At 61.3% G+C, this 26197-nt stretch carries 24 protein-coding genes; 11 read left to right on the top strand and 13 right to left on the bottom strand.

From position 1 onward, the window contains the following. Positions 1-29: 29 nt before the first annotated feature. Both G8E03_RS15980 and G8E03_RS15975 read right to left on the bottom strand, forming a co-directional pair. Entirely contained in the window at positions 30-1517 is a 1488-nt protein-coding gene (locus tag G8E03_RS15980; RefSeq protein WP_166194933.1) for an O-antigen ligase family protein, read from the bottom strand. Continuing rightward, on the bottom strand, positions 1514-2203 hold the full coding sequence (locus tag G8E03_RS15975) for a hypothetical protein (protein ID WP_166194928.1): 690 nt from the start codon (positions 2201-2203) through the stop codon (positions 1514-1516). The genes G8E03_RS15980 and G8E03_RS15975 overlap by 4 nt, the downstream gene beginning before the upstream one ends. 145 nt (positions 2204-2348) lie before the next feature. Between G8E03_RS15975 and G8E03_RS15970 the strand changes: the two genes are divergently transcribed. Next, complete coding sequence (locus tag G8E03_RS15970) at positions 2349-2873, top strand: hypothetical protein (protein ID WP_166194925.1); 525 nt, start codon at positions 2349-2351, stop codon at positions 2871-2873. A 96-nt stretch (positions 2874-2969) separates the two neighbouring features. Here G8E03_RS15970 and G8E03_RS15965 read toward each other — a convergent pair whose 3' ends face one another. Continuing rightward, positions 2970-3992 carry an NAD-dependent epimerase/dehydratase family protein gene (locus tag G8E03_RS15965; RefSeq protein ID WP_166194922.1) on the bottom strand — a complete coding sequence of 341 codons (1023 nt, stop codon included), beginning with the start codon at positions 3990-3992 and terminating at the stop codon, positions 2970-2972. Next, a complete protein-coding gene (locus G8E03_RS15960; RefSeq protein ID WP_166194919.1) occupies positions 3989-5314 on the bottom strand; it encodes a UDP-glucose dehydrogenase family protein in 1326 nt (441 codons plus the stop codon). Before G8E03_RS15960 ends, G8E03_RS15965 begins: the two co-directional genes overlap by 4 nt. 293 nt (positions 5315-5607) lie before the next feature. Between G8E03_RS15960 and rfbC the strand changes: the two genes are divergently transcribed. The 4 genes from rfbC to rfbA are packed head-to-tail and all read left to right on the top strand — an operon-like array spanning position 5608 to position 8973. Further along, a complete protein-coding gene (gene rfbC / locus G8E03_RS15955; protein WP_166194916.1) occupies positions 5608-6192 on the top strand; it encodes a dTDP-4-dehydrorhamnose 3,5-epimerase in 585 nt (194 codons plus the stop codon). After that, positions 6189-7226 carry a dTDP-glucose 4,6-dehydratase gene (rfbB, locus tag G8E03_RS15950; RefSeq protein WP_166194913.1) on the top strand — a complete coding sequence of 346 codons (1038 nt, stop codon included), beginning with the start codon at positions 6189-6191 and terminating at the stop codon, positions 7224-7226. The genes rfbC and rfbB overlap by 4 nt, the downstream gene beginning before the upstream one ends. Beyond that, positions 7223-8074 (top strand): dTDP-4-dehydrorhamnose reductase, encoded by an 852-nt coding sequence (rfbD, locus tag G8E03_RS15945; protein ID WP_166194910.1) that lies wholly within the window; start codon positions 7223-7225, stop codon positions 8072-8074. Before rfbB ends, rfbD begins: the two co-directional genes overlap by 4 nt. Next, positions 8071-8973, top strand: a complete 903-nt coding sequence (gene rfbA, locus G8E03_RS15940; RefSeq protein WP_166194907.1) for a glucose-1-phosphate thymidylyltransferase RfbA — start codon at positions 8071-8073, stop codon at positions 8971-8973. The genes rfbD and rfbA overlap by 4 nt, the downstream gene beginning before the upstream one ends. A 19-nt stretch (positions 8974-8992) precedes the next feature. Here the strand turns inward: rfbA and G8E03_RS15935 are convergent, their stop codons facing one another. The 3 genes from G8E03_RS15935 to G8E03_RS15925 form a co-directional block, all read right to left on the bottom strand. Continuing rightward, positions 8993-9871 (bottom strand): tetratricopeptide repeat protein, encoded by an 879-nt coding sequence (locus tag G8E03_RS15935; RefSeq protein ID WP_166195002.1) that lies wholly within the window; start codon positions 9869-9871, stop codon positions 8993-8995. Positions 9872-10219: 348 nt separating this feature from the next. Next, on the bottom strand, positions 10220-11131 hold the full coding sequence (locus G8E03_RS15930) for a phage head spike fiber domain-containing protein (protein ID WP_166194904.1): 912 nt from the start codon (positions 11129-11131) through the stop codon (positions 10220-10222). Then, entirely contained in the window at positions 11131-11403 is a 273-nt protein-coding gene (locus G8E03_RS15925; protein WP_166194901.1) for a spike base protein, RCAP_Rcc01079 family, read from the bottom strand. Before G8E03_RS15925 ends, G8E03_RS15930 begins: the two co-directional genes overlap by 1 nt. A 219-nt stretch (positions 11404-11622) precedes the next feature. Here G8E03_RS15925 and G8E03_RS15920 point away from each other — a divergent pair, with 219 nt between their 5' ends. From G8E03_RS15920 to G8E03_RS15905, 4 genes are all read left to right on the top strand, one after another. Further along, positions 11623-12876 (top strand): lipopolysaccharide biosynthesis protein, encoded by a 1254-nt coding sequence (locus tag G8E03_RS15920; RefSeq protein ID WP_166194898.1) that lies wholly within the window; start codon positions 11623-11625, stop codon positions 12874-12876. A gap of 171 nt (positions 12877-13047) precedes the next feature. Further along, positions 13048-14169, top strand: coding sequence for a Coenzyme F420 hydrogenase/dehydrogenase, beta subunit C-terminal domain (locus tag G8E03_RS15915; protein WP_166194896.1), 1122 nt, complete (start codon positions 13048-13050; stop codon positions 14167-14169). A 5-nt stretch (positions 14170-14174) separates the two neighbouring features. Beyond that, positions 14175-15527: an O-antigen ligase family protein gene (locus G8E03_RS15910; protein ID WP_166194894.1), complete on the top strand. Its 1353-nt coding sequence runs from the start codon at positions 14175-14177 to the stop codon at positions 15525-15527. Continuing rightward, the gene (locus G8E03_RS15905) at positions 15524-16426 is read left to right on the top strand and encodes a glycosyltransferase family 2 protein (protein WP_166194891.1); all 903 of its coding nucleotides are present in this window, start codon (positions 15524-15526) and stop codon (positions 16424-16426) included. Before G8E03_RS15910 ends, G8E03_RS15905 begins: the two co-directional genes overlap by 4 nt. On the opposite strand, the gene G8E03_RS15900 is transcribed toward G8E03_RS15905, so the two are convergent. After that, entirely contained in the window at positions 16423-17322 is a 900-nt protein-coding gene (locus G8E03_RS15900) for a hypothetical protein (RefSeq protein ID WP_166194888.1), read from the bottom strand. The genes G8E03_RS15905 and G8E03_RS15900 overlap by 4 nt on opposite strands. A gap of 361 nt (positions 17323-17683) precedes the next feature. On the opposite strand from G8E03_RS15900, the gene G8E03_RS15895 reads away from it, so the two are divergent. Further along, positions 17684-18802 carry a polysaccharide pyruvyl transferase family protein gene (locus tag G8E03_RS15895; protein WP_166194885.1) on the top strand — a complete coding sequence of 373 codons (1119 nt, stop codon included), beginning with the start codon at positions 17684-17686 and terminating at the stop codon, positions 18800-18802. Then, positions 18799-19545: a WecB/TagA/CpsF family glycosyltransferase gene (locus G8E03_RS15890; RefSeq protein ID WP_166194882.1), complete on the top strand. Its 747-nt coding sequence runs from the start codon at positions 18799-18801 to the stop codon at positions 19543-19545. The genes G8E03_RS15895 and G8E03_RS15890 overlap by 4 nt, the downstream gene beginning before the upstream one ends. 9 nt (positions 19546-19554) lie before the next feature. Here G8E03_RS15890 and G8E03_RS15885 read toward each other — a convergent pair whose 3' ends face one another. The 5 genes from G8E03_RS15885 to betI all read right to left on the bottom strand — a co-directional run bounded on the left by G8E03_RS15885 (position 19555) and on the right by betI (position 26049). Beyond that, a complete protein-coding gene (locus tag G8E03_RS15885) occupies positions 19555-20499 on the bottom strand; it encodes an NHL repeat-containing protein (protein WP_166194880.1) in 945 nt (314 codons plus the stop codon). 199 nt (positions 20500-20698) lie between these two features. Continuing rightward, positions 20699-22360 carry a choline dehydrogenase gene (gene betA, locus G8E03_RS15880; RefSeq protein WP_166194877.1) on the bottom strand — a complete coding sequence of 554 codons (1662 nt, stop codon included), beginning with the start codon at positions 22358-22360 and terminating at the stop codon, positions 20699-20701. After that, complete coding sequence (gene betB / locus G8E03_RS15875; RefSeq protein WP_166194873.1) at positions 22360-23811, bottom strand: betaine-aldehyde dehydrogenase; 1452 nt, start codon at positions 23809-23811, stop codon at positions 22360-22362. The genes betA and betB overlap by 1 nt, the downstream gene beginning before the upstream one ends. A gap of 124 nt (positions 23812-23935) precedes the next feature. Continuing rightward, complete coding sequence (betC, locus tag G8E03_RS15870) at positions 23936-25456, bottom strand: choline-sulfatase (RefSeq protein WP_166194870.1); 1521 nt, start codon at positions 25454-25456, stop codon at positions 23936-23938. Continuing rightward, complete coding sequence (gene betI / locus G8E03_RS15865; protein WP_166194867.1) at positions 25453-26049, bottom strand: choline-binding transcriptional repressor BetI; 597 nt, start codon at positions 26047-26049, stop codon at positions 25453-25455. The genes betC and betI overlap by 4 nt, the downstream gene beginning before the upstream one ends. Positions 26050-26197 lie beyond the last annotated feature (148 nt).

Genomic DNA, 26197 nt, shown 5'->3' with positions numbered 1-26197 from the left:
AGGACGTCCGAACAGGTGCGAAAGTGGATTCATGATCTGCGCCGTCTCCGTTTGCGCACATGTTTCTCCTCTGACGCTTGAGGGTCTGTTTTGCGGGCTGCTTCACTGCGTGTGATCTGCGCACCAGTCCGGTTCCCGCCTAGGGCCAGTGCAACCAATGCGAGAAATAGCCAGACATTTGCCTGCATTTCTAGGCTGAAATCAACCAGAGAGTGTATGGCGCCGGTCGCAATCACTCCTGCGCCGATGGCAGGCAGCACGATATCGCTTTCGCGCCGCAGGGCCGCGCCGAGGCAGGCAACAAAGGCGCCTCCTACCAGCAGAAGCGGGATCGAACCGAACAGAACGCCGGTTTCCGACCAATGCGCCAGATAGGTGGAATGCGCACGCGCCCAACTGAATTCCGACGAGACAGGGGGCGCGCGAAAGGCCCGGTAGACCACTTCGAAACTATCCGCCCCCCAACCGGTCAGCGGACGCTGCGAAATCATGTCCAGAACCTGCCGATAGACAGCCAGACGGACATCCGCGTTTTCCTCAACTGTGCCCAGACGATCGAACAGAACGCCGCCATATAGCCATGCAGCCCCGCCACCTACAGCCAACAGAACCAGCGGCACCAGCAGGATCGTTCCGCGGCCCAATCCCAGGCGACGCGCCAGAATCAGGGTCAGGGTCAGGCCCGCGCCGATCAGCCCGGCAAAAACCCCCATCCGCGAATTGGTCTGCAGCATCGTCGCCAATAGGACCAGGCAGGTCAGGATCAGCAGATAGACATGCATTGTTCCCGCATTGGTCAGCCGCGTGGTGACGCTGTCGCTTCGCACTCCGCCGCGACGTGTTGCGCGATCTGCGGCCAGCCCCAACCCCGTGATCAGACCCATGGCGAGAAAGGTCGCGAACGAATTGCGGTTTACGAAGGGGCCGGTCGCGGATCCCAGATAGGCCCATTTCTCAAACAACAGGATCGTATCGCCGAACTGAAGCAGCGCCAGCAATCCATAGAGCGCCCAACCGGCCACGATAAACACCAGCGCCTGCGCAACATATTTCGCGCGATCCCGGTTTCCCGCGATCTGCAACACCAGCATGAATACCATGCCGTAACCCGCAACCCGCAGGGCTGCCAGGGTCGTGGCGCCAGGGGTCAGGCTCAACGTATTGGTCTCGACGACCAGCCCCGAGGGCAGCAGGGTTTCAAACCCGCCCAGTATCAGGCCCAGTGGCAGCACCTGCACCACAATCCAGCCTAGATATAGCCCGCCCAGGGCAATGGCGGGCTTCAACCAGCGTGCCGATATACGGGTGCGTTCGCCGCGCAGGGCGAAGGCACCGAAATAGAGGGCTCCGCCCAGTCCCGCGACCAGGGCGCCGAGGGCCCAGAACACGGGGCGGTTCGATCCCAATGGCAGGGGCGACAGGGCGAGGGCGATCAGAATCGCGACCATCAGAATGGTTTGGGCGCTGCTTTTCTCGCGCGAGCGGGATCCGGCTGTTGAGGTGGACTGTGTACTCATCCCTGCAGATCCTGTCCGATTGCTCTGACATTTCCCAGGAATCTTCTTTGCTGTCTGGGCGGCAAGGTCTCGATGAGGTCTACGATCCGCTCACGGAAATCCTCGTCAGACCAATACCGGTCTGCCAGGCGGCCGACACCACGACGGCTTTGCGCAAGAATCAGAAGATCGGCATTCTGGCCCCGCGCCTGTTCCGGGTCGGTTTGCAGAACTTCGATGCGCTCATCCAGCCGTGCTCGGCGCAATGCGATCCATAACTCATAGGGGGCAGTCTGGCGCGAACGCTCAAGCGCGGCGAAAACTTCGGGTATATTGCCCCGTTCCATCTGCAGGGCCGCCTTGGCCCACCATACAAAACTGTCACTGGGGGCATGGGCCAGCGCGCGATCGACCTGCGTTTCGCAATGCACGCGAATCGCCTCGCGCTGCGCTGCATCCACCTGCAGAATCGCGGGATTGCTGATCGTATCGACACACAAATCAAGGACACGTTTTTGGGAATCCGTCGAGAACCCGACTTGCGGTCTCCCTGATTCCATCGCCTGCATGCGTGTGGCTTGTGAATGCCCCGCGCCAACCACGGCACGCAGTTCACTCATTAGAACCGGCATCGAGGCTATAGCGAGGAAAACCCCCGCTAAAGCTGGATAAATAGACTTCATTGTTGCACATACCCCCAAGGGCATAGCTACCCCATCTCAAAAACCAGGGGAAGTTACGTTGTTATCAATTCGTTAGTTTCGGCGCGACGTAAAAATACACGTTTTTGGGTCAGGACGTCGCTGCGCATGAGATACAGGTTGTATTTTTGATGCAGTGCGACGTAAACTCATGTATAATCTCGTGTATCAAGGCGTTTATTTTTATCTGGAGGCTATCATGACCCTCACTCTCCGCGCTGCACTTGCAGCCCTCGCGCTCGTGCTCGCGTCTGTGCCAGCTTCCGCTCAGGATGACGGACGCGCCTTCGACGTACAGATCGCTGATCAGATCGCTGCAGCATGCGGTTCGGATTCCGGCGCATGTGCCGCTATCCTCGCAACCATTCCTCCAAATAGCCCCCTGCACGAGCAGGCGATGGTCGCGGCTATTTCCAGCGGGATGTCCGATGCAGAGGTTGCACAGGTTGCACAGGCCGCCAAACTCTCCCCGGCACAGGCTCAGCGCGTTCAGACTGTTGCTGCGGTACAGGGCCGCACTTCGGGAGCTGTCTCTGCAGCGATCGCGGCGGCCACAGTCGGGGTTACTACAACCACGACTACGACCACGACTGCAGGAAACACGAACACTTCAAATACTACGCCTTCCAGCGACAATGACGACGACGATGATGAGGATGAAGGCAGCCCCACATAAGCGACTGCCAGCATTGTTGAGATATCCAAAGGGGGCTTCGGCCCCCTTTTTCGTGCGATCCACACTGCATTTGAACTTTCCCGGGCGTGTTCCCAATCAGCCGCGACGCTCCCGATACCAGTCTACAAAGGCGGCCACGCCCGTGCGCAGGTCGGTGCGGGGCAGGGGGGCACCGGTCAAGGCGCGATACAGGTCGGTACTGGCCCAGGTTGCAGGTACATCGCCCTTTTGCATGGGCATCAGGCGGCGCTCGGCTTTCTGTCCCATCGCGGCCTCGATCGCCTCGACAAAATCAGCCAAGCGGCTGGGAGCGCCATTTCCGATATTAACCACACGCCATGGTGCGGCCGGGCTGAGGCTGTCGCACGGATCGAGTGTGAATGCACCGCGCGCGTCCACTTGTGGAGGCTGCACGTCGATCAGAGCCGCGATTCCCGTGACCAGATCGTCGACATAGGTGAAGTCACGGGACATATCGCCATTGTTATACAACTCGACAGGATTGCCCGCCTCCATCGCGGTCACGAATTTATAAAGCGCCATGTCGGGCCGGCCCCATGGGCCGTAAACAGTAAAGAACCGGAACAGCGTCGTGGGGATCCGCCACAGATGGGCATAGGAATGCGCCATCGCCTCGTTCGCCTTTTTCGTCGCGGCATACAGCGTCAGCGGATGATCGGCTGCGTGAACCTCGGCAAAGGGCATTTCGGTATTCGCGCCGTAGGCCGAGGAGGTCGAGGCCATCATCAGATGCGCGGGTTCATGCATCCGCGCGATTTCGAGCACATTGAAGCCGCCAACCAGATTCGCCTCGACATAGGCGCGTGGCGCTTCGAGGCTGTAGCGCACCCCTGCCTGCGCTGCGAGATGTACGATCAGGTCGGGCTGCGCGGCATCTGCTGCGGCTTCCAGCGCGGGCATATCCTCCAGCATGGCCTCATGCGCGGTGAAGCTCGGATGTCTGTCCAGCAGGGCATGGCGGTCGCGCTTCAGGCTGACATCATAGTAGTCGGTCATACCGTCATAGCCGTGCACGACCCAACCCGCATCCAGCAGGTGGCGGGCAAGGTGGAAGCCGATGAACCCGGCGGTGCCGGTGATGAATGCGCGGCGGCTCACGCGTTTGTTCCGTCTGTCAGGCCCCGGCCGATGGCGATGGCCTTGAACCCGGCGGCGGTCAGATCCTCACTGCGATAGATGTTGCGCAAATCGGCAATGGCGGTGCCGCGCATCGCCTTGCGCAGACGCGTCAGGTCCAGTGCCCGGAACTGGTTCCATTCGGTCAACAGAACCACGGCGTCGGCCTCTTGCACGGCGTCATAGGGATCCTCGTGCCATGTCACGCCGGGCAGCAGACGCTCCCCCTCGTGCCGGCCCTGCGGATCGGTGACGCGAACCTCGGCCCCTGCGCCGACAAGGGCGGGGACGATGGTCAGCGAGGGGGCCTCACGCATGTCATCGGTATCAGGCTTGAACGTCACGCCCAGCACGGCGACCCGTTTGCCGGCGATTCGTCCGTCGAGCATGTCGAAAATCTTGTCCACCATGCGCCGTTTGATCGCCTCGTTCACGTCGATCACGGTTTCCACGATGCGCTGGGGGACGGCGTGCTCCTGACCGATGCGGGCCAGGGCGCGGGTGTCCTTGGGAAAGCACGATCCGCCATAGCCGGGGCCTGCATGCAGGAATTTGGGCCCGATCCGACCGTCCAGTCCCATCCCCTTGGACACCTGCTTCACATCGGCACCGACCCGTTCACATAAAGAGGCGATTTCGTTGATGAAGGTAATCTTGGTCGCCAGAAACGCATTGGCGGCGTATTTGATCATCTCCGCCGAGGCCAGATCGGTGAACATGACCGGCGCGTCGCGCAGGCTGAGCGGGCGATAGATCGCCTGCATCACGTCGCGGGCGCGGTCATTCTCGACACCGACAACCACGCGATCAGGGCGCATGAAATCCTCGATCGCGGCACCTTCGCGCAGGAATTCAGGGTTGGAGGCCACATCGAAATCAGCCTCGGGCGCGGTTTCGGACAGGATCCGGGCAACCCGCGCATTGGTCCCCACAGGCACGGTCGATTTGGTGACCACGACCGTATAATCGGTCAGGGCTGTTGCGATTTCGCGGGCGGCCGCCTCGACATAGCTGAGGTCGGCATGGCCGTCGCCACGGCGGGTCGGGGTGCCCACCGCGATGAACACCGCATCGGCCTGCGCGACTGCATCTGCAAGGTTGGTGCTGAAATCCAATCGCCGGGCCGCCATGTTGCGCGCCATCAGCTCATCCAGACCCGGTTCATAGATCGGCACTTCGCCCGCACTGAGTCGGGCGATCTTGTCCGCGTTCAGATCAACACAGGTGACGCTGTGGCCGAAATCGGAAAAACAGACGCCTGACACGAGGCCGACATATCCGGTTCCTATCATCGCAATACGCATGACCGTTCCTTTCGCCAATATTCTGCATCTTGTGTCTTTTCCGCTCACAAAAGCCAAGCGCAGCCCGAAGCATACAGACAGGACACAGCGAAAGCGCAAGGTAGAGGAATACCTGCTTTCAATTGTATTCCGGCTTTTGCCGTGCATATTTCCGTTGCAATGCAGCGTAAGCCGCCGGATCGTAGCAGAAGCGGGATTTACCATCCTGCCAGGTGTAGGGAAAAGATGCGCAGTATTACGGGCCTCTTCTCCGGTCGCGATTACCGGCTGGAAAACTGACGGATGGAAATTCAGTGGACTTTCGACAAACCGAACTGCCTGGCCTGTGTATTCTGACCCCCGACCGATTTGGGGATCATCGCGGCTTCTTCTCCGAAAGCTGGAATCGCAACAGGCTCGCATCTCACGGTATCGATGCGGATTTCGTGCAGGACAACCATTCGGTTTCCGAACGTGCCGGCACGTTGCGCGGCCTTCATTTTCAGTCGCCCCCTCATGCGCAGGCCAAGCTGGTGCGCTGCGGACGCGGGCGGCTATACGATGTGGCGGTGGATATCCGCAAAGGCTCCCCAACCTACGGACGCTGGGTGGGTGAGGAATTGAGCGCGCAAAACGGGCGTCAGTTGTTCATTCCGGCGGGGTTCCTGCACGGATTTGTCACGCTCGAACCCGATACGGAGATTGTCTACAAATGCACGGATTACTACGCGCCCGAATGTGATGGTGCAGTGCGGTGGGACAGCGCTGTGCTGGCCATCGACTGGCCTCTAGAGGGTGCTCCGCATATCTCGGACAAGGACGCCGCCGCCCCGGACATGGCTGATTTCGACAGTCCGTTCGTGTGGGACGGCCAGATACCCGGGGGGGGCCGGGCATGAAGATTCTGATTACAGGTGGTGCGGGCTTTATCGGCTCCGCCGTGGTGCGGCAGGCCATTCGTGACGGCCATAGCGTCGTTAACCTGGACGCGCTGACCTATGCGGCCTGTCTGGCCAATGTGGCGGAGGCCGCGAAAAGCCCCGATTATGCGTTCGAGCAGGCCGATATCTGCGATGCCGCTGCCCTGACACGCATTTTCGACACGCACCAGCCTGATGCGGTGATGCATTTGGCGGCCGAAAGCCATGTGGACCGGTCCATCGACGGGCCGGGCGCCTTTATCCAGACCAATATCACAGGCACCTATACCCTGTTGCAGGCGGCGCGGGCCTATTGGGAGGGGCGGCGGCAACCAGCTGATTTCCGGTTTCATCATGTATCCACAGATGAGGTATTCGGCTCGCTTGGCGAAACAGGCCAGTTCACCGAGGAAACGCCCTACGATCCGCGCTCACCCTATTCCGCATCCAAGGCCGCATCCGACCATCTGGTGCGCGCATGGGGCGAAACCTATGGCCTGCCCGTGGTGTTGAGTAACTGCTCGAACAATTACGGCCCGTTCCACTTCCCCGAAAAGCTGATCCCGCTGGTGATCCTCAAGGCCTTGTCGGGCAAACCGCTGCCGGTTTACGGCGATGGCTCGAATGTGCGCGACTGGCTGTATGTCGAGGACCACGCCAATGCATTGCTGACCGTATTGCAAAAGGGTGAGCTGGGCCGCAGCTATAATATCGGCGGTGAGAACGAGCGCACCAATCTGCAAATCGTAGAGGGCATTTGCAGCATTCTCGACGAAATCCGCCCGGTCAATCACCCCCATGCGGAACTGATAACCTTCGTCGCCGATCGCCCGGGCCATGATCAGCGCTATGCCATCGATCCCGCCCGCATCCGTACAGAGCTGGAATGGCGCCCCTCGGTTACGGTCGAGGAAGGCCTGCGCAAGACCACCGAATGGTATCTGGCCAACGAGGGCTGGTGGCGCCCCTTGCTGGAACGCGACGGCGTCGGCAAACGGTTGGGCGTGGCATGAAGGCACTGATCTTCGGAAAGACCGGACAGGTCGCACGAGAACTGGCACGCTTGCTGCCCGATGCGGTGTTCCTGGGGCGCGATCAGGCGGATCTGGGTGTGCCCGGCATGTGCGAGGCCGCAATTGCCGCGCATCCGTCGGATGTGATCATCAACGCCGCCGCCTATACCGCCGTGGATAAGGCGGAGAGCGAGAGCGACCTGGCCCATGCCGTCAACGGTGCCGCCCCCGCTGAAATGGCGCGCGCGGCGGCGGCGCAGGGTGTACCCCTTGTCCACATCTCCACCGATTACGTCTTTGACGGCGGGGGTGAGGCCCCGTGGAAGCCAGATGATGAAACCGGACCTTTGGGCGTATACGGGGCGAGCAAACTGGCCGGAGAGCAGGGCGTTCGCGCGGCTGGTGGCGTTCATGCAATCCTGCGGACATCGTGGGTTTTCTCGGCCCATGGCGCGAATTTCGTAAAGACGATGCGACGGCTGTCCGGCACTCACGACCAGCTGCGCGTCGTGGCCGATCAGATCGGCGGACCGACAGCGGCGGCGGATATCGCGGCGGCGGCCGTGCGCATGGCGCAGGTCCTCAACAGCACGCCCGAGCAGACCGGCACCTATCACTTCTCAGGCTTTCCCGAGACGTCATGGTCAGATTTCGCCCGCGAGATCTTCTCGCAACTGGGCACCGGCACCACGGTCGAAGATATTCCCAGCGCCGATTATCCCACCCCGGCGGCGCGGCCCTTCAATTCACGTATGGATTGCTCCTCTCTGAGGGCATCCTTTGGCATCCACCGACCTGACTGGCGTAACAGCCTGCGCGACGTAATCGCAGAACTGGAGAGCACATGACCCGACGCAAGGGCATCATTCTGGCAGGCGGCTCCGGTACGCGGCTGCATCCGATCACGCTGAGCGTGTCCAAACAGCTCTTGCCGCTCTACGACAAGCCGATGATCTATTATCCGCTGAGCGTCCTGATGCTGGCTGGCATCCGCGAGATTGCGATCATCACGACCCCACGTGATCAGGGCCAGTTCCGCGACTTGCTGGGCGACGGCAGCCAGTGGGGACTGGAACTGACCTGGATCGAGCAGCCATCCCCCGACGGGTTGGCCCAGGCGTTCATTCTTGCAGAAGACTTTCTGGATGGCGCACCTTCGGCGCTGGTGCTGGGGGACAACGTGTTCTTTGGCCACGGCCTGCCCGAAATGCTGGATCACGCGGATCAGGCCGAAAGCGGCGCGACGGTATTCGGCTATCACGTGGCCGATCCGGGCCGCTATGGCGTGGTCGGTTTCGATGCGGATGGTGTGGTAACGCGCATCGTGGAAAAGCCCAGCGACCCGCCCTCGAACTATGCCGTGACAGGGCTGTATTTCGTGGATGGCACCGCGCCTGCCCGCGCGCGCGCCGTGACCCCGTCCGAGCGGGGTGAACTGGAAATCACCACATTGCTGGAAATGTATCTGGATGATGGTGCGCTGACGGTAGAACGGATGGGCCGGGGGTTCGCATGGCTGGATACCGGCACCCATGAAAGCCTGCTGGATGCGGGCAATTTCGTACGCACCTTGCAGGAACGACAGGGGTTGCAGGTCGGCAACCCGGACGAGATCGCATGGCAAAACGGCTGGATCGACAATGCGACGCTGGCCGGGCGGGCCGAACTGTTCCGTAAAACGCAATACGGACGCTATCTGGCGCAACTGCCCCGTATCTCGAAGCCTCGTACCAAGGGCGCGACCTGACGATCGCGCCCGGCGATTATCAGCGGAAGCTGCGGATCAGCGCGACCACGGTGTCGCGGTCAGCATTGACCGTCGTGCAATCGAGCGTGACGTTGTTGTTGCCACACCATTGCGTGACAGCAACGGCTGTCGCATCATCCATATTGCCTGAGAATGGCCCGTTATAGGCGCCCTTGGAGGCCAGTTTTTCCTGCATCCAGGCGACGTAATATTCAGGCGCGCCATACTGGATCAACAGCAGCAATGCGCCGGCGTTATCCGTCTCGCGGGCGATGCGGTACAGATTTTCAATCCCTGCATCGCGATCCGCGACCATGCCCCGGCCGGTAATCTGCGAGATAGCAAGCTGCAATTCAGCGCGCACACTGCCCGCTGCGGCACCTTGCTGGAAATAGGCGTTTGCCTGATTGAGATCCCGTTCGACCACATTGCCGCGCAGGCTTTCGCGGCCCAGATTGACGTAGGCGTCGCCATTGCCCATCTGGGTTTGCTCGACCAGCACGGCCAGCCCTGCCTGCGGATCGTAAACCGGGCTCTCCTCATCGAGATAGAGCAGGGAAAGCGGCAACCACGCATTCTCATCGCCATTTGCGTTCAGCTCTGCATAAAGTTCCGCCGCCTGCACGGGGTCATAGAGCGCGCCCTCGGGATCATTGGAAAGCTCGGCAAATGTACGCAGGTCGTCCTCGCTCTCGGGCAGGGATTCAAGCTCGCTGTACAATTCCGCCGCGCGGGCAGGATTATAGAGCGACAGGCTGTCATCAAGGTAATAGCGGGTCAAAATTCGCTTGGCCGTTACATTGCCCAGTTCGGATGCCATCTCGTAATAACGGACGGCCTCGACCGGATCAGCCTCGACCCCTGTGCCCCGGCGATATGCGCCTGCGATGATCAGCATCGCGCGCTCATCCCCCTTCTCAACCATCTTTTGAAGCTGGCGCAGACCATATTTCTGACGCGAGCTGTTGGGCGATTCGCGTAGAAAAGTCTGGGCTTCCCACCGCGTGAGCGAGGATTCGAATGGCAACGGTGTGGCGACATCACATGCGGCAACAGATGTGATGAGGGCCAACGCAGGAAAGCAGCGAAAATTAATCATCTAAAGGGTATCTCTCTTCGCAAAGGTAAGGGGGGAAGGGTACTCTCCTGATATCATAACGCAACTGCGAACAGAATTCCATCACAACGCAGATGCGAAGAGAACTCCACCGCGCCGTTATTCAGGGCGCGGTGGAGCGAAACGCTGTCAGGCCCGGATCAAAAGCATTCCCGCCAGAACTGAACCGGCAATATCGGGGCGGTACCCATCGCCGATCTCAATGGCGTCCAGAACTGTTTCCAGCCCGTCGCCATCGCGCAAATAGACGTCAAACACCCCCGAGACCCCGGATATCGCGATCCGATCGGCCATGCGCGTGACAGGCTGATCGGTCGTCGGGATGTAGCTGGTCGGGGCGGTCCCCGCCTCGCATTGCAGGGCCAGCAGGATCACGTCCTCTCCCTCGACCCCGCTATTTGGACCGATCCCGATCGTGTAAAGATCGCTCGCCGCAGGGATGAAGACGACATCGCACATGATCGTGGAATCCGGCAGCACCGTCTGGGCCAATACGCTGATCTCTCCCGCTCCGTCGCTGACAGTCGCGAATTCCCCCGGGGCGCCGTTGACCATTGAGAAGGTCGAACTGCCCGCCCGTACAATCAATCTGGCCGAGGGCGAACTGCCCGCCTGCAGGAACAGGCGCAATGCATAGGCTTGACCGCCTGTCATGGAGATTTCCGCGCTGTTGAGGCGGTGGGACACCGACCCGTGCGAGATGACCCGAACACCCGGAAACAGCCCCAGCGCGTTCACGGACAGATCCTGTGAACTGGCACCGAAATTTTCCCACGTAGCAGAGGTTGCTGCGGAATAGGGCACCAGATTGGTCGCCTCCCCCTCAATCACCGTGCCCAGCCGCGCGCCCCCGTGCGGTGCATGGGCGGGGCGCTGTATGTTCGGCGGATAGGTTGCGATCTGCCCCTGCGCGTCAAAGGCGGTGGCGCTGCCCGCACGGGTGAAGCCTGCCCGTGCGCCCAGGCCGCCGATTCCCGCAATCCGTATGGGATGCAGGCCCGTCATCGCGCGGTTGCTGACCCCAAGGCGAACCGTCAGCATCAGGCCGCCCCGATTGTGAAGGCGTGCAGCCCACCGGCGGTCGTGCCGCTGGCCAGGACACGGCGAACCTGAACGGGCAGGATCGTCATGTCGGCGACGGCAACGGTGCGTGTTGCGCCGCGAAGCGAGACAAAGGCCACATCGCCGCCCACTTCGACATAAAGCGCGGTTGCTGTCGTGGGCAGGTCGGCCTGATCATCGGGAACAATCGGCATAAGGTCGGTTGCGGAACCGCTGGTCGCGGCCGCGCGACCGGAATGTGCATTGGACATGTAAAAATTCCTATGTTTTCAAATATGAACCGGATCAAAATGAAGCTGCCGCCTATCACTTGCGGCAGGCCGATAATGACGTTTGAAAGGTTAATATCGGGTGAAATCCGCAGCAGAAGGCTTTCCCGCAGGCGTTCTTGTTGCAGCGCGCCATAGCTTCCGGTAAGGATTTTTTAAAATTACAGACCCTGCGCAGCGACTTTTCTTGAGGTTTCGGCAATGAAGGAAAGTTCCGCACGGCTGGTTCTGCTACGCTTGATTCAAAGCGGCGCTGGAATCATTGCCAGTGTGCTGGGCACTATCTTTATCTTTATTCTTGTGGCGCGCAGTCTGGGGCCCGCTGATTTTGGTCTGTTCGCGCTGGCTTATGCGACCGCCTCACTTTTCGGGATCGCCTTCGACTTCGGATATGTGACGCGGCTGCTGCGCGATACGGGCGGTCTGATGACCGCGCATGGCGGCCTTCCGGGCCGGATAGTGCAGACCAAGATCATGCTGTTTGTCGTGCTGACGCCGTTACTTTTGCTGGTTGGATGGATTGCACAGATGCAGCTGGGCCTGCTGTTGGCGATCTGGCTGGGTGTGGCCAGCCTGTCCGTCGGAAACCTGTTTGGCACCATGCTCAAAAGCGTTGATTTGCACTTGCGCGATTCCCTGCACTTGCTGTGCGCCAATGGTGCGGGTGTGATTGCCGCACTGATCCTGACGCAAATGCAGGCACCACCGGCGGGATTTGCACTGATCTTCGTGATCATCGGTACAATCTATACTGCGCTGACCGTGCGATTGTGGCGGCATCATTTCGAACACAGGCCCGAGGCATGGAACATGCGCGCCATCACCACCGAGATCCGGTGCAATCTGTCCTATGCGCTGGATGTCTTTACCCAGCGCAGCTTCGGTTTTCTGGACATCGCGATCCTGTCCATCGTGACCAACCCTGCCGCAGTGGGTCTGTATCAGGCGGGGCAGAAGGTCGCGCAGGGGGCGGGCGTTCTCTCCCAGCCGTTCAACAGTGTCATGTTGCCTCGGTTGAGTCGTATCACACATGAGCAGAAACGCTGGCGTAGCCTGGCCATACGGTTTTTCGCGATGCAATCGCTTGTCGGGTTCGCAGCCCTCGCAGGGCTTAGCCTGCTGGGGCCGTGGATGATCAGCCTGATCTACACCGCGGAATACGATCCGGTGCGCGGCGATATGTGGTTGTTTGGTGTGCTTATGTGCGTGAGATACATCTCAGCCGCGCTAGGACTCATGGTTACGTCGCTAGGGCAGCAGAGGAAACGCATGATCGTCAATATGGTTGGGGTGGTGGCCTTCATCTTATACGCTCCCGTTCTCGCCAATAATTTTGCGATTGAAGGTATGCTCTCTGCCATGGTCCTTTCGGCTCTCAGTATTTTGTCCGGCTATCTCATCGTTCTGGCAATGACCCTGAAAACGAATGATGCAAAGGCGTTCCATGATGGCTGAGTGCGAAACGCATCCCATGAACATCGCGGAGGACCTCGTATGAGCGGGACCGGAACGACAGCGTCCGGGGTCGTGGAGAACGACCTGTGTATCGGGTGCGGTTATTGTGCCAGCCTTTCTGGAATCGGGATGGCGCTTTCGGCGCAGGGGTTCTTGGAACCGGATGCCACGATGCACCAATCGCCGGCCGATGATGCGCTGGTCGCGGCGGCCTGTCCCGGGCGCAACGGACGCGAGGTTGTGGTAGCGGGGCAAGGCCCGGCCGGGGCCACCGATGATTACATGTGGGGCCGTCATCATGAGGTCGCCACCGGATATTCCACCGATGCGCAGGTGCGCCAGCTCGGCTCCTCGGGTGGGGCGCTGACCGGATTGGCGCGCTGGCTGATCGCCTCGGGCCGTGTGGAGCGTGTGTTGGTCACGACCTATGATCCGGCCTATGCCATTGGCACCCGGTCAGGTGCCACGTCAGAGGCAACGGTCATTCTGGACGGCGCGGGCTCGAAATATTGCCCGGCGGCGCCCCTGGTCGCATTGTCGGATTTACGCGCAGAGGGCGATACCGGGCGTGTGGCCGTTATCGGCCGGCCCTGTGATGTTGCCACCTTGCGCCGTGCTATCGCAGCAGGTGATCCGGTAGGCGCGCGGGTCGAGGTCTTGCTCTCCTTCTTTTGTGCGGGCACACCCAGCGATACGGGCAACCGCGAATTGCTGCGCGATCTGGGGGTGGACGATCCTGCGCAGGTCACCCGGTTTCGCCATCGCGGCAATGGCTGGCCGGGCGATACCCGCGCCGATCTGGCCGATGGCGATGCCAGGACCTGCACCTATAACGAAAGCTGGGGCAAGATCCTGCGCCGTCACGTCCATTCCCTGTGCAAGATCTGCCCCGATGGCATTGGCGAGCAGGCCGATATCGTCGCCGCGGATGCGTGGTACGGGGATGATGACGGCTATCCGACCTTTACCGAGGCAGACGGCCGCAGCCTGATCATCGCACGCACACCGCTGGGGCAGGAATTGCTGAATGCGGCCCGCACCGACGGCGCAATAGCGACCGAACCGCTGGATATACGCGAGATCGACCAGATGCAGCCCGGTCAGATCAACCGTCGTCGCCAGTTGCGCATCCGTATCTTTGCCTATCGCCTGATGGGCCACGCCGTGCCTGAGTATAACAGCGCAGCGCTCGCAGGATATCAAAGGGATCTGTCGCTTAAGGCGCGGGCCCGTATTCTGGTCGCGACATTGCGCCGGTTGATTGTTCTGCGCCGCAAGGCTTCGAAGGGCTAGAGCGGATGTATCTTCCCCGGCTTTACCTGTTCGCGCTGCTTTGCATCCCCTTCTATATCGGGCCGGAGCTTGCGGCGAATGTGCAGCTGAATGTTGAGCGTTTGACGCTGGCATTGATGGCGGCGGCGGTGCTGACGGGCGTCTATGGCAAGGTGATCCGCCCTGCTATCTCCCAACTATGGCGGACCAGTCCGGTCTTTCTGTTGAGCTTTATCGGCTTTTTCCTGTGGCGCGCGCTGGCGGCGTTCATGTCGCCATATACGGTCTCGCAATATCTGGTCATCAACGAGGTGGCCAGCAATGCCTTTGTATTCATTTTGTTTTTCTGGCTCTACTTTCAAAACGGCACCATACAGCCGGTGCTCAGGATTTTGACATTCAGCGTGTTCTGGATGGCGGCAGTGGTGGCGATCGAACTGGCAACCCAGTCCAACCCGTTTACGCCCTTTGCCTCCGCCAGTGCGGGGGATGCGATCCTCAATGCCAGTATCGAACGGGGGGGCATGTTGCGATCCAAGGGGGCCTTCGAACATCCGCTGACACTGGGACAGTATGTCGTTTTCCTGCTGCCCATCGTGCTGTTCATGGACCGGGCGCAATTGCCTTTGCGCCGTGCCTTTCTGGTGGCGGTGCTGTTGATCGGGATCGGCATTGCCACCGGATCGCGGGCGACCCTGCTGATCCTGACAGCGCAAATCCTGATCTATCTGCTGTTCTGGGGACTGCGGGTCGGGATTTCCGGGCGTCAGGTCAATTTGGGTGTGTTCCTGTGGATTCTGGTGCCCGTCGCGGCCGTGTTCGTGGCAGCGCTGGCTGAGCGGATCACGGGGAACGAGCTGTTCTCGTCCTACACGCGTGTTGCGCAGATCGTGAACGGGCTGATTGCAGCTGGAAACGCGCCGTGGTTCGGTTTTGGTCAGGGGCCGGGCGGAACGCAGGCGATTGCGGATGCCGTGACCTATGCCAGCGGATCGTTGATGCTGTGGGAGGCGAACCTGAACACCATCGATAACTGGTTCCTCAGCATCCTGCTGGGATCCGGCCTGCCTGCGGTGATCCTGTTCTTGATGTTCAACCTGGTGGTTCTGCTGTCTGGCATGAGGTGCATTCTGCATGGGCCGACACGTAGAGCGATCCGCCAAAGGGGGGAATTGGGGCAGTTCATCGGAGTGTTTATCGCATTTGGCGGCAGTCTGGGCTTCATGGGGATTCTGTCGATTTTCACCCTGCATCCGCTGCATTTCATCCTGCTCGCATGGCTGCTCGCCCTGTGCGCGCGCTATCGCCGGGTTGCCCCCGAAGCCCGGCATCAGACACAGCCCCAAAGACGCAGGCTCGCAACCGGAGCGACCAAGTGACCGATCTTTCGATCATCATCGTCACCTATAATTCCGCGCGGTTCATCGCCAAATGCCTCGACAGTCTGCTGGCCCACCCTGTCACGCGGTACGAGGCACGGATCGTGGTGGTCGACAATGCGTCCTCGGACGATACGGTGTCGATTGTGCGTGAGAGCTATCCGCAGGTCACCCTGATCGAGAGTGGGGGCAATCTGGGGTTTGGCCGAGGCAACAATCTGGGAATGCAGCGCGCACCGGCCCGCTATTACTATCTGCACAATGCCGACGCCTATTTGCAGGAAAACGTGCTGGATGCGGCCCTGGATCACATGGAGGCCAAGCCCCGGACCGGTATTGCGGGATTGCCGCTGGTCTATCCCGACCTCAGCCCGCAAACGGCTGCCTATGGGCGCAGCGCGCCGCTGAAATGGACCCTGCAGGAGCTGGGCGTCGGAAAGCTGGCCGGTGCAATCGCCAGCCATCCGCGCCTGGGGCCGCTGCGTGCGGTTCTGCGCCGGGTGCCTGTTGCGCGCAGCTATCTGGCCAGCCATGCGCCAGAGCAGTCGTCGAAAATCGTCGAAAATCCCGATTGGGTCTGCGGCGCGGCCCTGCTCTTGCGCGAGGAGGTTCGCGTTGCATTGAAGGGGGGGTTCGATCCCGATATCTTCCTCTATGGCGAGGATGAGGACATGTGTCTGATGGCCCGTTCCAAGGGCTGGCAGATCGAGCAACTCGACGTGACGCCGGTCATTCACGAACTGGGCTGGGGCACGAACAGCAAGCCATCGCCCGTCGTCGCGCGGTTCAAGGCTGACAGCCTGCGCGTGTTCATCGACAAGCATTTTACCCGCCCCGGTCCGCGCTGGATGGTGATGCGCGCGATCCTGTGGATCCGCTGCAAGCGCTGGGGCCTTTAGCCCGCCAGCGAAACCCGCGCGCGCAATTCCTCGAACAGCGCACCGTTCAGCGCCTCGCAGGCTTCGATTTCCTGCGGGGACAGTGTTTGCTTCCAGTAGGTGGTGATGCTCTGGGCCGAGCGTTCCTTGACATGTGCCTTTTGCGGCAGGGCCTCGCCGGATGTCGGGGCGGTGCTCAATGCGGCGGCGGCGGCGACCGGCAGGCCGGTGGCGGCCTGCAACCGTTCACCCACGGCCACGCCATGTTCCAGATTATCCTCGATATCCACCACGGTGATGGGACTGTCCGCATCCATCCACGCCCGCAGGTTCAGATGGACCAGATACCAGATCAGCATGGCATCATGAGCATTCGGGGAGATCCCCTCGCCCCGCTGCGGCAGATCCGCAGTCAACAGACCGCTTTGCGCCATGCGCCGCGCCAGATCGGCCGGATCGAAATGCCAGCCCATGCGCGAAAAGCTTGCCACCACGGAAAGCGGCGCGCGCAGGGTAAAGATTACAGATATGTCCGTATTGCGCGTCAGCCAGTCGGCCCACAATACGGCAAAGGGGTCTTTCCAGATCAGATGGGTCAGTCCCGGTTTGAAGGCCGCAGCCAGCATCGTGCGGCGGGTCCGGTTCAGCAGTGGATTGCGACCCGAGCGCAGGCCCGGCCAGCGCCCCCAAAGTTGCCCGCGCCGCAGCCGTGCGACAAAGGCCTGCGCCTGTTCAGGCGACATCCCGCCCGCGCCGACGGTTTCGAACTGGTTGTGTATACCGATATCACCGACCTTGCGGCTCATCGGTTCATACAACTCCGCCACGGTGGGACCCTGCGACAAACGTTCCCCGATCACGGTTGTTCCCGACCGGGGCATACCGGTGACGAGCACGAGTTGTCTGGGGCTGAACATCGCGGCTCCATTGAGGTGAAATATCTACGGGGCAGGGCCGGGCGCAGGGCGCGTACCGCCTGCAGGGATGATTTTGGGGCCAAAATTGCTGCTTTGCAACATTTCGATAGCCCTTCAAACATATGATCTACATGGGAAATCGGCAGTTTATTAGAGTAAGCAACTGATGTATTTGGATTTATATTATACAAACCGGGTATTCTAAAGCTAGACCAAGATGCCCCTTTGTCGTAAAATACGCGTATATGACCTTCGACGTTCCTCAAGAATATGAAGAGTATCCGACGTGATCACCATTGGGCTTCTCTGGCACAGTTTCGTTTCAGGAAATATGGGGGTCAGCGCACTAACGGATGCGAACATGACCATCATTTCCCGCGCACTGAAGGAAACAGGCACAACGGGACCGGTGCGTTTCATATTGTTTGGCCCGCGCGGGGACGATGCCTTTGCCGCACCGCAAGAAGTCGGATCATATGAATATGTGACCGTGTCGAAATTCGCGCAGGCCCCCGCCGTGCGGCGCAAACTGGCGGAATGCGACATGGTGTTTGACATCGGCGGTGGGGACAGCTTTTCGGACATTTACGGCTTCAAGCGTCTGCTCAAGATTGCGGGCCTGAAATTCCTTGTTCCCCAGATGGGCAAGCGGCTGGTGCTCAGCCCGCAAACGATAGGGCCGTTTTCTGCCTCCTGGGCCAGAAAGCTGGGCGGTGCGGCCCTGCGACGGGCGCATAAGGTCTTTGCCCGCGACGCCCCCTCCGCAGATCGCGCGCGCGATCTGTTGCGGCCGGAACAGGCTGAACAGTTGCAGCTGACCACCGATGTCGCCTTTGCGTTGAGCAGGTTCGATTACTGGCCCGATAGCTTTCCTGTGCTGGAGGAGGGCAAAACCCATGTCGCGCTGAACGTGTCCGGCCTGCTTTATTCGGGGGGCTATACCAAATCGAATCAGTTCGGGTTGAGCGTGGATTACGCGACCCTGATCGACAATCTAATTGCGGAGTTGAGCGCGCGGCCAGATGTGGTTCTGTGGCTGCTGCCGCATGTCTACCGCATCTCCTCCACCGCATTGGAGAGCGACCGTTCCGTCTGCATGACCCTGGCCGAGAAGACATCCGGCGTGAACCTTGCCCCGCTGTTTTACAATGCGCGCGAGGCAAAGACCTTCATTGCCGGCATGAACCTGATGCTGGCCGCACGGATGCACGCCGCGATCGGGGCTGTTTCCAGCGGCGTGGCCTGCGTTCCGATGAGCTATAGCGTCAAGTTTCAGGGCTTGTTCGAAAGCCTCGATTACCCGCACACGCTCGACATGAAGACTGTTTCGCAAGAGGAAGCACTGGCGCGCTGCCTGAACGCGCTCGACCATGTGGAGGGGATGCGCGCCGACGCGCAGAAATCGGCCGCCTCAGCGCAGGCACGCCTGCAACCCTATCGCGATTTCATCGCCGAATTCGTCAAGGCGCGCACACGGTGAGCGACGTGCAGACCGTATCCTTTCTGGATGTCTCATTTAGCGTGGCGCAGGGCGATGTGTGGCGACAGAAAATCCTGACCCATGGCCGTGATCGCCCCTTCGGCTATATCGTGACGCCGAATGTCGATCACGTGATCCGCCTGTCCAGGGACGCCGCGCTGCGCCCGATCTATGCCGCCGCCGCCGCGCGGATTTGCGACAGCCGCGTGTTGCAGCACCTCGCGCGGATCAAGGGGTATGAGCTGCAGGTCTATCCCGGCTCTGACATTGTGCGCGATATCTTCAACGACCCGCAGGCCAAGGCGCTGCGCATCGCGGCCTGCGGTCCCTCGGCCGAGGATTTCGCGATTCTGCAGGCGAATTGCCCCGATCTGAACCTGATCTGGATCGACGCCCCCTTCATGAAGGTCGATGACGAGAACTGGGCCCGTGTTCTGGCCGATGTGGAGGCCGCAGATTGCGATATCGTGCTGCTATGCCTGTCCTTTCCCAAGCAGGAGATCATGGCGGCTCACCTGCACCGTCGGGGAAAGGCCGTCGGCATGGGGTTATGTGTTGGCGCCAGCCTCGATTTTCTGACCGGACGCCAGCGCCGCGCGCCTGAACTGATGCAAAAGCTATCGCTGGAGTGGCTGTACCGTCTGGGATCCGATCCCGCGCGGTTGTGGAAACGCTATCTGCTCGAGGGACCGAAGGTCTTCTGGTTGTTCCTCACCCGCGAAGTTGGCAGGAAAGCGCGCTGAGCCCTGCGCTCAAAGCATTGCCACATATTCGGCAGGCAACACGTAGACATTGTTGATCTGCTCGACTCCTTCGATCTTCTTGCAGAAGATCTGCTTTCCGGTTTCCGCGTCGAAAATCTGTACGCCGTTGATGAAGGCAGCGTAGTTCTTGAACAGATGCTGGTAGCGTTGGCGGATATTGGACAGGCCGGCCGCGAAATACCTTCTGCGCCCATGCTCGTACAACGCGCCGCCCCGGCCCCAGCCCGAAGTGGGGATTGCACGCAAAGGGGTCCAATCCGCGGAAAATATACGAATACTTGCCTGTCCGCTGTCGAAAACCCAGTTCTCATCCCCGACAGCCGTCACAGTGTGAGGCGCATGCAGGCGCAGCGGGAACCGCTTTCCATCGCTGAGGCGGATAACGCCGCCATTGCCCTGTGATTTCAATGCGCGTGCCTTGATCTGGTTCAGGATCTGCTTGCCATCAATATGGTGGACCAGCCCGTACAGCTCCCCATCCGCGCCGCGCGCAATGTGGTTCAGGTGATGTTTGTCACGCGGCGCACCCTGCGCAACCTCAACGATATGCCGGCGGTCAAAGGCGCCCGTTTCGGGGTCATAGGTGATATATTCATCGGTGCCGGTGCTGGTCAGCCAAAGCAGCCCGTCCCAGACTTCCATCTCATGCGCATCGACCAGCCCCTTCACAGGCAGCCTGACCTTCGCGCCGGTCGCAAAGTCGATATAGTGCAGATCGGTGCCGCCAGAATAGTACAGGCGCGTACGCTGCGCATCGTAGTACATCGCCGCCACGCCGTTTGCGCCCACCGCATTGAACGCAGGGTGAGGTGTGAAATTGCCTGCCGAATCCAGTGATTGCACACTGACGATATTGTCTCGTCCTAAGGTGCGGTCCGAGACATTTGCCGCTTCGGAACCAATTACGAGCAGTCGGGAAGTGTCACTGATCAAGGGAAATCACCTGGATGTTGCGCTGCAAGATAACTTTGGGTTAACCGCTTCGCGCTACAATTTCTATTCTATTTGTCACTGTGCCGATATTTAAGGGGACTATCCCGCCGGACCCTCGAAAGGGTACTGGGCCTCTACATTAAAGCAATAATCAAGATTATGTTATAATCTTGCCGAATTCTCCTTGTAAAACGGCTATCTAGCGTTGCGATCCTTGCCAATCGAGGTGGATCCAGGGTTCCGCGTTCGAGCGGGGCAGCGGTGTGCGGCCCAGGATATGGTCCGAGGCTTTTTCTCCCACCATGATCGACGGCCCGTTCAGATTGCCATTGGTGATGCGCGGGAAGATCGAGCTGTCGGCCACGCGCAGGCCGTCCACGCCGATCACGCGGCATTCGGGATCCACGACGGCCATGGGATCGTCCACCGCGCCCATCTTTGCGGTGCCGCAGGGGTGATAGGCGCTTTCGACATGCTCGGCGATGAAGGCGTTCAGGTCCTCATCGCTCTGCACGTCGGCTCCGGGCTGGATTTCGTGGCTGCGATAGGGCGCGAAGGCCTCCTGCCCGAAGATTTCGCGGGTCAGGCGGATGCATTTGCGAAAATCGGCCCAGTCCCGTTCTTCGCTCATGTAGTTGAACAGGATCGAGGGATCGGCAGCCGGGTCGGAGGAGGTCAGTTTCACCCGCCCGCGTGACGGGCTGCGCATCGGGCCGGTATGGGCCTGAAAACCGTGCCCCTCCGCCGCGACCTTGCCGTCATAGCGCACGGCCAGCGGCAGGAAGTGATACTGGATATCGGGATAGTCCACCCCGGCGGCGGACCGGACGAAGGCCGCGCTCTCGAACTGGTTCGAGGCCCCCGGCCCCGTCCGCGTGAACAGCCAGCGCGCGCCGACATAGGCCTTGCCCAGCAGGTTCCAGTAGCGAAACAGACTGACAGGTTGCGAGGCGGCCATCTGGATATACAGCTCCAGATGATCCTGCAGGTTCTGCCCCACGCCCGCGCGATCCGCGATCACGTCGATGCCATGTTCCGCCAGATGTGCGGCGGGACCGATGCCCGACAGCATCAGCAGCTTGGGCGAGTTGATGGAGGACGCGGCCAGGATCACCTCACGGTTGGCGCGGATCACCTCGACCTTGCCGCCCCGTTCGATCTCAACGCCGACCGCACGGCCCTGCTCGATCACCACACGGCGGGCGAAGGCGCGGATCATCGTGCAGTTCGGACGTTTCAGCGCGGGTTTGAGATAGGCATTCGCGGTGGACCAGCGACGCCCCTTGTGGATCGTCTGCTCCATCGCGCCGAAGCCTTCCTGCTGCGCGCCGTTGTAATCGTCGGTGACGGGATATCCCGCTTGACGTCCGGCCTCGACGAAGACCTTGACCAGCGGGTTTTGGCGGGTGCCGCGCGTGACATGCAGCGGGCCGTCGGTGCCGCGCCAGTCGGGATCGCCGCCATGGCCGCGATCGGTCCAGTTCTCCATCCGCTTGAAATAGGGCAGCACGTCGGCATAGGACCAGCCGGTCGCGCCGGATGCATCCCAATGGTCGAAATCCCTCGCATGGCCGCGCACATAGACCATGCCGTTGATCGAGGAGGAGCCGCCGACGACCTTGCCACGCGGGGTCGCCAGACGCCGCCCGCCCAGATGCGGTTCCGGCTCGGTCGAATAGCCCCAGTCATAGCGCGGCATGTTCATCGGATAGCTGAGCGCGCCGGGCATCTGGATCAGCGGCCCGGCATCGGAGCCGCCGAACTCGATCACCAGAACCCGGTGCTGGCCGTCCCGCGACAGGCGATCGGCCATGGCGCATCCGGCGGAGCCTGCGCCGACGATGATGAAATCGGGTTGCATCAGAACGCCGCCTCGACTGGGGACATGCCGACATAGACCGTCTGTGCCTCGGTGAAATGGTCCATCGCCATGCGCGCGTTTTCGCGCCCGATGCCCGATTGGCGCGATCCGCCGAAGGGCATTCCGACCGGGGTCAAATTGTACTGGTTGATCCAGCAGGTGCCCGCCCGAAGCTGTGCGACCACCCGGTGCGCGCGGGTCAGATCCTGTGTGAACAGACCGGCGGACAGGCCGAACTCGGTGTCGTTGGCGCGTGTGATCACATCGGCCTCATCCGTGAAGGTCAGCACGGACATGACCGGGCCGAAGACCTCCTGCCGGGCGACTGTCATGTCATCGGTGACGCCGGCCAGCACGGCGGGGGTGATCCAGAAGCCGGGCTTGTCCAGCACCTCGCCGCCTGTGATCACACGCGCGCCCTCGGCCTGCGCGGTTTCCAGATGGTGCCGCGTGATGTCCAGCTGCGCCTGCGTGGTCATCGGGCCGAAATTCGTAGCCTCATCCATCGGATCGCCAATCGTGGCGGACTCGACCCGCGCCTTGAGTTTTGCCAGAAACGCCTCCTGCACATCCGCATGGACGAAGACCCGCGTGCCGTTCGAGCAGACCTGACCCGAGGAATAGAAATTCGCGTTGATCGCGCCGGACACTGCGTCGTCCAGATCGGCATCGGCGAAGACGATGAAGGGCGATTTGCCGCCCAGTTCCATCGTCACCTGCTTCATCTGGGCGGCGGCGGCGGCGTAGACCTTGCGCCCCGTGGGCACCGATCCGGTTAGGGAAACCTTGGCGACGCGCGCGTCCCCGGTCAGGGCGGCGCCGACCGCCCCCCTGCCCTGCACGACGTTGAACAGACCGGCGGGCAGGCCCGCCTCGATCAGGATTTCCGCGACTTTCAGCGCGCAGAGCGGCGTGGTCTCGGACGGTTTGAAGATCATGGCGTTGCCGGTGGCCAGTGCGGGTGCGGCCTTCCAGCAGGCGATCTGCGTGGGATAGTTCCACGCGCCGATGCCGACGCAAACACCCAGCGGGCGGCGGATGGTATAGGCCCAGTCGCCGCCGAATTGCATCGCCTGCCCGGTCACGTCGGCGGCCAGCCCGCCGAAATATTCCAGCGCATCCGCCCCCGACGTGGCATCGGCCACCAGCGTTTCCTGAAGCGGCTTGCCGGTGTCATAGGTCTCCAACACCGACAATTCGCGGTTGCGCTCCATGATGATTTGCGCGGCGCGGCGCAGGACACGGCCCCGCGATGTGCCGTCGCGTGCGGCCCATTCGGCCTGCGCGCGCGCGGCGGAGGTCAGCGCCTGTTCCACGATGGCGGGCGTCGCCTCGTACACGGTGGCGATCACCTGACCCGTGGCGGGATAGATCACCTCGATCGGGGTGCCGGAGGTATCCTCGACATATTGGCCGTCGATGAAGTGGCTGGCTTTCGGTTGGGTGGTCATGGTCGGTCCCTCAAATAACTGTCTGGCCCGGACGAAGGCCGGGCTGCCCCCGACCGCCCCCCCGGGCGGGGGCTTCGCCACCACCCGCGGTCGGGAGCAGCCCTTTGTTCCTTGCCGCGCGCTTTCACGGGTCCGGCTGCTGACCCCTTGGGAAGCGTGCCCGCTCCTCGACCTCGTTCAAATCCATGTGGTTGCGCATGAAGCGCTCGGATGCCTTTTGCAGCGGCTGGTAATCCCACGGGTAATAGCCGCCCTGCCGCAGCGCCTCGTAGACCACCCAGCGGCGGGCCTGCGATTTGCGCACGTCGTCGTCGAAGCGTTTCAGATCCCAGCGGGCATCGGCCTGCGCGCGGAATTTTTCCAGCATGTCTGCGGCGGCGGGATCGTCGGCGCGGTTTGTCAGCTCGTGCGGATCGGCGTTGAGGTCGAACAATTGTTCCGGGTCCAGATCGCAGCGGGTGTATTTCCAGCCGTCCTGCACCAAGGCCACCATCGGGGCGTAGGATGCCTCCGCCGCGTATTCGATGGCGACGGGCGTGTCGCGGGGGGTGCCGTTGGCCAGCGGCACGACGCTTTCGCCTTGGGTCCAGGGGGCGACCTCCTCCATCGACAGGCCGGCCAGATCGCACAGCGTCGGGCAGACGTCGATATTGGACACCGGCGTCGTGACCAGACCGGGCGTCAGGCCGGGGGCGCTGATCATCATCGGCACGCGGGATGAGCCTTCGAAAAAGCTCATCTTGAACCACAACCCCCGCTCACCCAGCATGTCGCCATGGTCCGAAACGAAGAGGATCACGGCCTCCTGCCCGGTGGCCTCCAGCGTGTCCAGCACCTCACCTATCTTGTCGTCGAGATAGGAGATATTGGCGAAATACGCCCGCCGCGACCGGCGGATATCCGCATCCGTGATGTCGAAATCGCGCCAGTTGTTCGCGTCGAAGATGCGCTGCGAATGCGGGTCGTGATCGGCGTAATCCATCGCGGGCACCGGCGGGTCGAGATGCGCGCAATCCTCGTACAGATCCCAGTATTTCCGGCGTGCCACATATGGATCATGCGGATGGGTAAAGCTGACCGTCAGGCACCACGGCCGCGCGTCCAGCCCGCGGCTGTATTCGCGGATCTTGCGCACGGCGTGATAGGCGACCTCATCATCATATTCCATCTGGTTGCTGGTTTCCGCGACCCCTGCCCCGGTGACGGAGCCCATGTTGTGATACCACCAGTCGATGCGTTCACCGGGCTTGCGGTAATCGGGGGTCCAGCCGAAATCGGCGGGGTAGATATCAGTGGTGGTGCGTTCCTCGAACCCGTGCATCTGGTCGGGGCCGACGAAATGCATCTTGCCCGACAGGCAGGTCTGATAGCCCGCGCGGCGCAGATGGTGCGCATAGGTGGGCAGATCCGAGGGGAATTCCGCCGCGTTGTCATAGATGCCGGTGACGCTGGGCAATTGCCCCGACATGAAGCCACCCCGCCCCGGCGCGCAGAGCGGTGAGGCGGTATAGCAATTGGCATAGCGCACCGAACGTGCCGCCAGCCGTTTCAGGTTCGGCGCGTGCAGCCAGTCCGCCGGGCCGTCGGGGAACAGCGTGCCGTTGAGCTGGTCCACCATGAAGATCAGGATGTTGGGCGTGCTCATGAACCGGTCCTTTGAGTGTGCGCGCGCAGCGCCATGTCGATGACCTGCTCGATGGAGGCGATGGCCTCCAGCCGGCTGCCCTGGGCACCTTGCAAGGCCTGGCGAATGTAGAACCCGTCGATCAGGGCGGCGATCGTCTCGGCCAGGGCGCGGGGATCGCCCTCCATCAGGGGGCGCAGGTCGTGCATCAGATTGCTGCGCAGGCGCTGCTGATAGACCCGCAGCAGACGGTTGGTTTCCGGCACCGTCTGGGCCGAGACGTAGAAGGCCAGCCATGCCGCGATCACATCGTGCTGAAAGCTGTGGTCGGAGAAGCTGGCGGTGACGATGGCGCTGAGCCGCCCCCGCGGCGTGCGGGCCAGTGCGAGTTGCGTCCGCACCTCCGCCCCCAGCCCGCTGAGGATGTGCCGCATGGCCGCCGTCAGAATGCGTTCCTTGGAGCCGAAATAGTGATGGGCCAAGGCGCTCGACACGCCTGCGCGGCCCGCGATCTGGGTCACGGTCACGTCCAGCGATCCCTGGCGGCCGATCTCGGCTATGGCGGCCTGCACCAGCGCGGCGCGGCGCAGGGGCTGCATTCCGATCTTGGGCATGGATGACTCCTCGCATGGCAATACACGCATAGGGATGGTTTTTTTTGACTGACGCGTCAATCAAAACACTGCCAAACCGCTGCGGACGTCACGCGAATTGTGGTCTTGCGAAATCTTTTTATAGCGATAACAGATAGTTGAACGTTTC

Origin of the sequence: Pontivivens nitratireducens, assembly GCF_011290545.1 — a bacterium.
In the GTDB taxonomy this organism is placed as follows: domain Bacteria; phylum Pseudomonadota; class Alphaproteobacteria; order Rhodobacterales; family Rhodobacteraceae; genus Pontivivens; species Pontivivens nitratireducens.
The sequence above is the reverse complement of the archived record's forward strand: the minus strand, read 5'-3'. Positions and strand labels throughout refer to the sequence as shown.

Coding starts and splice junctions, on each gene's coding strand:
- G8E03_RS15970 (WP_166194925.1), top strand. CDS start 2,349: ATGTATAATCTCGTGTATCAAGGCGTTTATTTTTATCTGGAGGCTATC.
- G8E03_RS15935 (WP_166195002.1), bottom strand. CDS start 9,871: ATGCTGATCATCGCAGGCGCATATCGCCGGGGCACAGGGGTCGAGGCT.
- G8E03_RS15980 (WP_166194933.1), bottom strand. CDS start 1,517: ATGAGTACACAGTCCACCTCAACAGCCGGATCCCGCTCGCGCGAGAAA.
- rfbB (WP_166194913.1), top strand. CDS start 6,189: ATGAAGATTCTGATTACAGGTGGTGCGGGCTTTATCGGCTCCGCCGTG.
- G8E03_RS15915 (WP_166194896.1), top strand. CDS start 13,048: ATGCACCAATCGCCGGCCGATGATGCGCTGGTCGCGGCGGCCTGTCCC.
- G8E03_RS15900 (WP_166194888.1), bottom strand. CDS start 17,322: ATGTTCAGCCCCAGACAACTCGTGCTCGTCACCGGTATGCCCCGGTCG.
- betB (WP_166194873.1), bottom strand. CDS start 23,811: ATGACCACCCAACCGAAAGCCAGCCACTTCATCGACGGCCAATATGTC.
- G8E03_RS15895 (WP_166194885.1), top strand. CDS start 17,684: ATGACCATCATTTCCCGCGCACTGAAGGAAACAGGCACAACGGGACCG.
- rfbD (WP_166194910.1), top strand. CDS start 7,223: ATGAAGGCACTGATCTTCGGAAAGACCGGACAGGTCGCACGAGAACTG.
- G8E03_RS15930 (WP_166194904.1), bottom strand. CDS start 11,131: ATGCTGACGGTTCGCCTTGGGGTCAGCAACCGCGCGATGACGGGCCTG.
- G8E03_RS15960 (WP_166194919.1), bottom strand. CDS start 5,314: ATGCGTATTGCGATGATAGGAACCGGATATGTCGGCCTCGTGTCAGGC.
- rfbA (WP_166194907.1), top strand. CDS start 8,071: ATGACCCGACGCAAGGGCATCATTCTGGCAGGCGGCTCCGGTACGCGG.
- betA (WP_166194877.1), bottom strand. CDS start 22,360: ATGCAACCCGATTTCATCATCGTCGGCGCAGGCTCCGCCGGATGCGCC.
- G8E03_RS15910 (WP_166194894.1), top strand. CDS start 14,175: ATGTATCTTCCCCGGCTTTACCTGTTCGCGCTGCTTTGCATCCCCTTC.
- betI (WP_166194867.1), bottom strand. CDS start 26,049: ATGCCCAAGATCGGAATGCAGCCCCTGCGCCGCGCCGCGCTGGTGCAG.
- G8E03_RS15920 (WP_166194898.1), top strand. CDS start 11,623: ATGAAGGAAAGTTCCGCACGGCTGGTTCTGCTACGCTTGATTCAAAGC.
- G8E03_RS15925 (WP_166194901.1), bottom strand. CDS start 11,403: ATGTCCAATGCACATTCCGGTCGCGCGGCCGCGACCAGCGGTTCCGCA.
- G8E03_RS15975 (WP_166194928.1), bottom strand. CDS start 2,203: ATGCCCTTGGGGGTATGTGCAACAATGAAGTCTATTTATCCAGCTTTA.
- betC (WP_166194870.1), bottom strand. CDS start 25,456: ATGAGCACGCCCAACATCCTGATCTTCATGGTGGACCAGCTCAACGGC.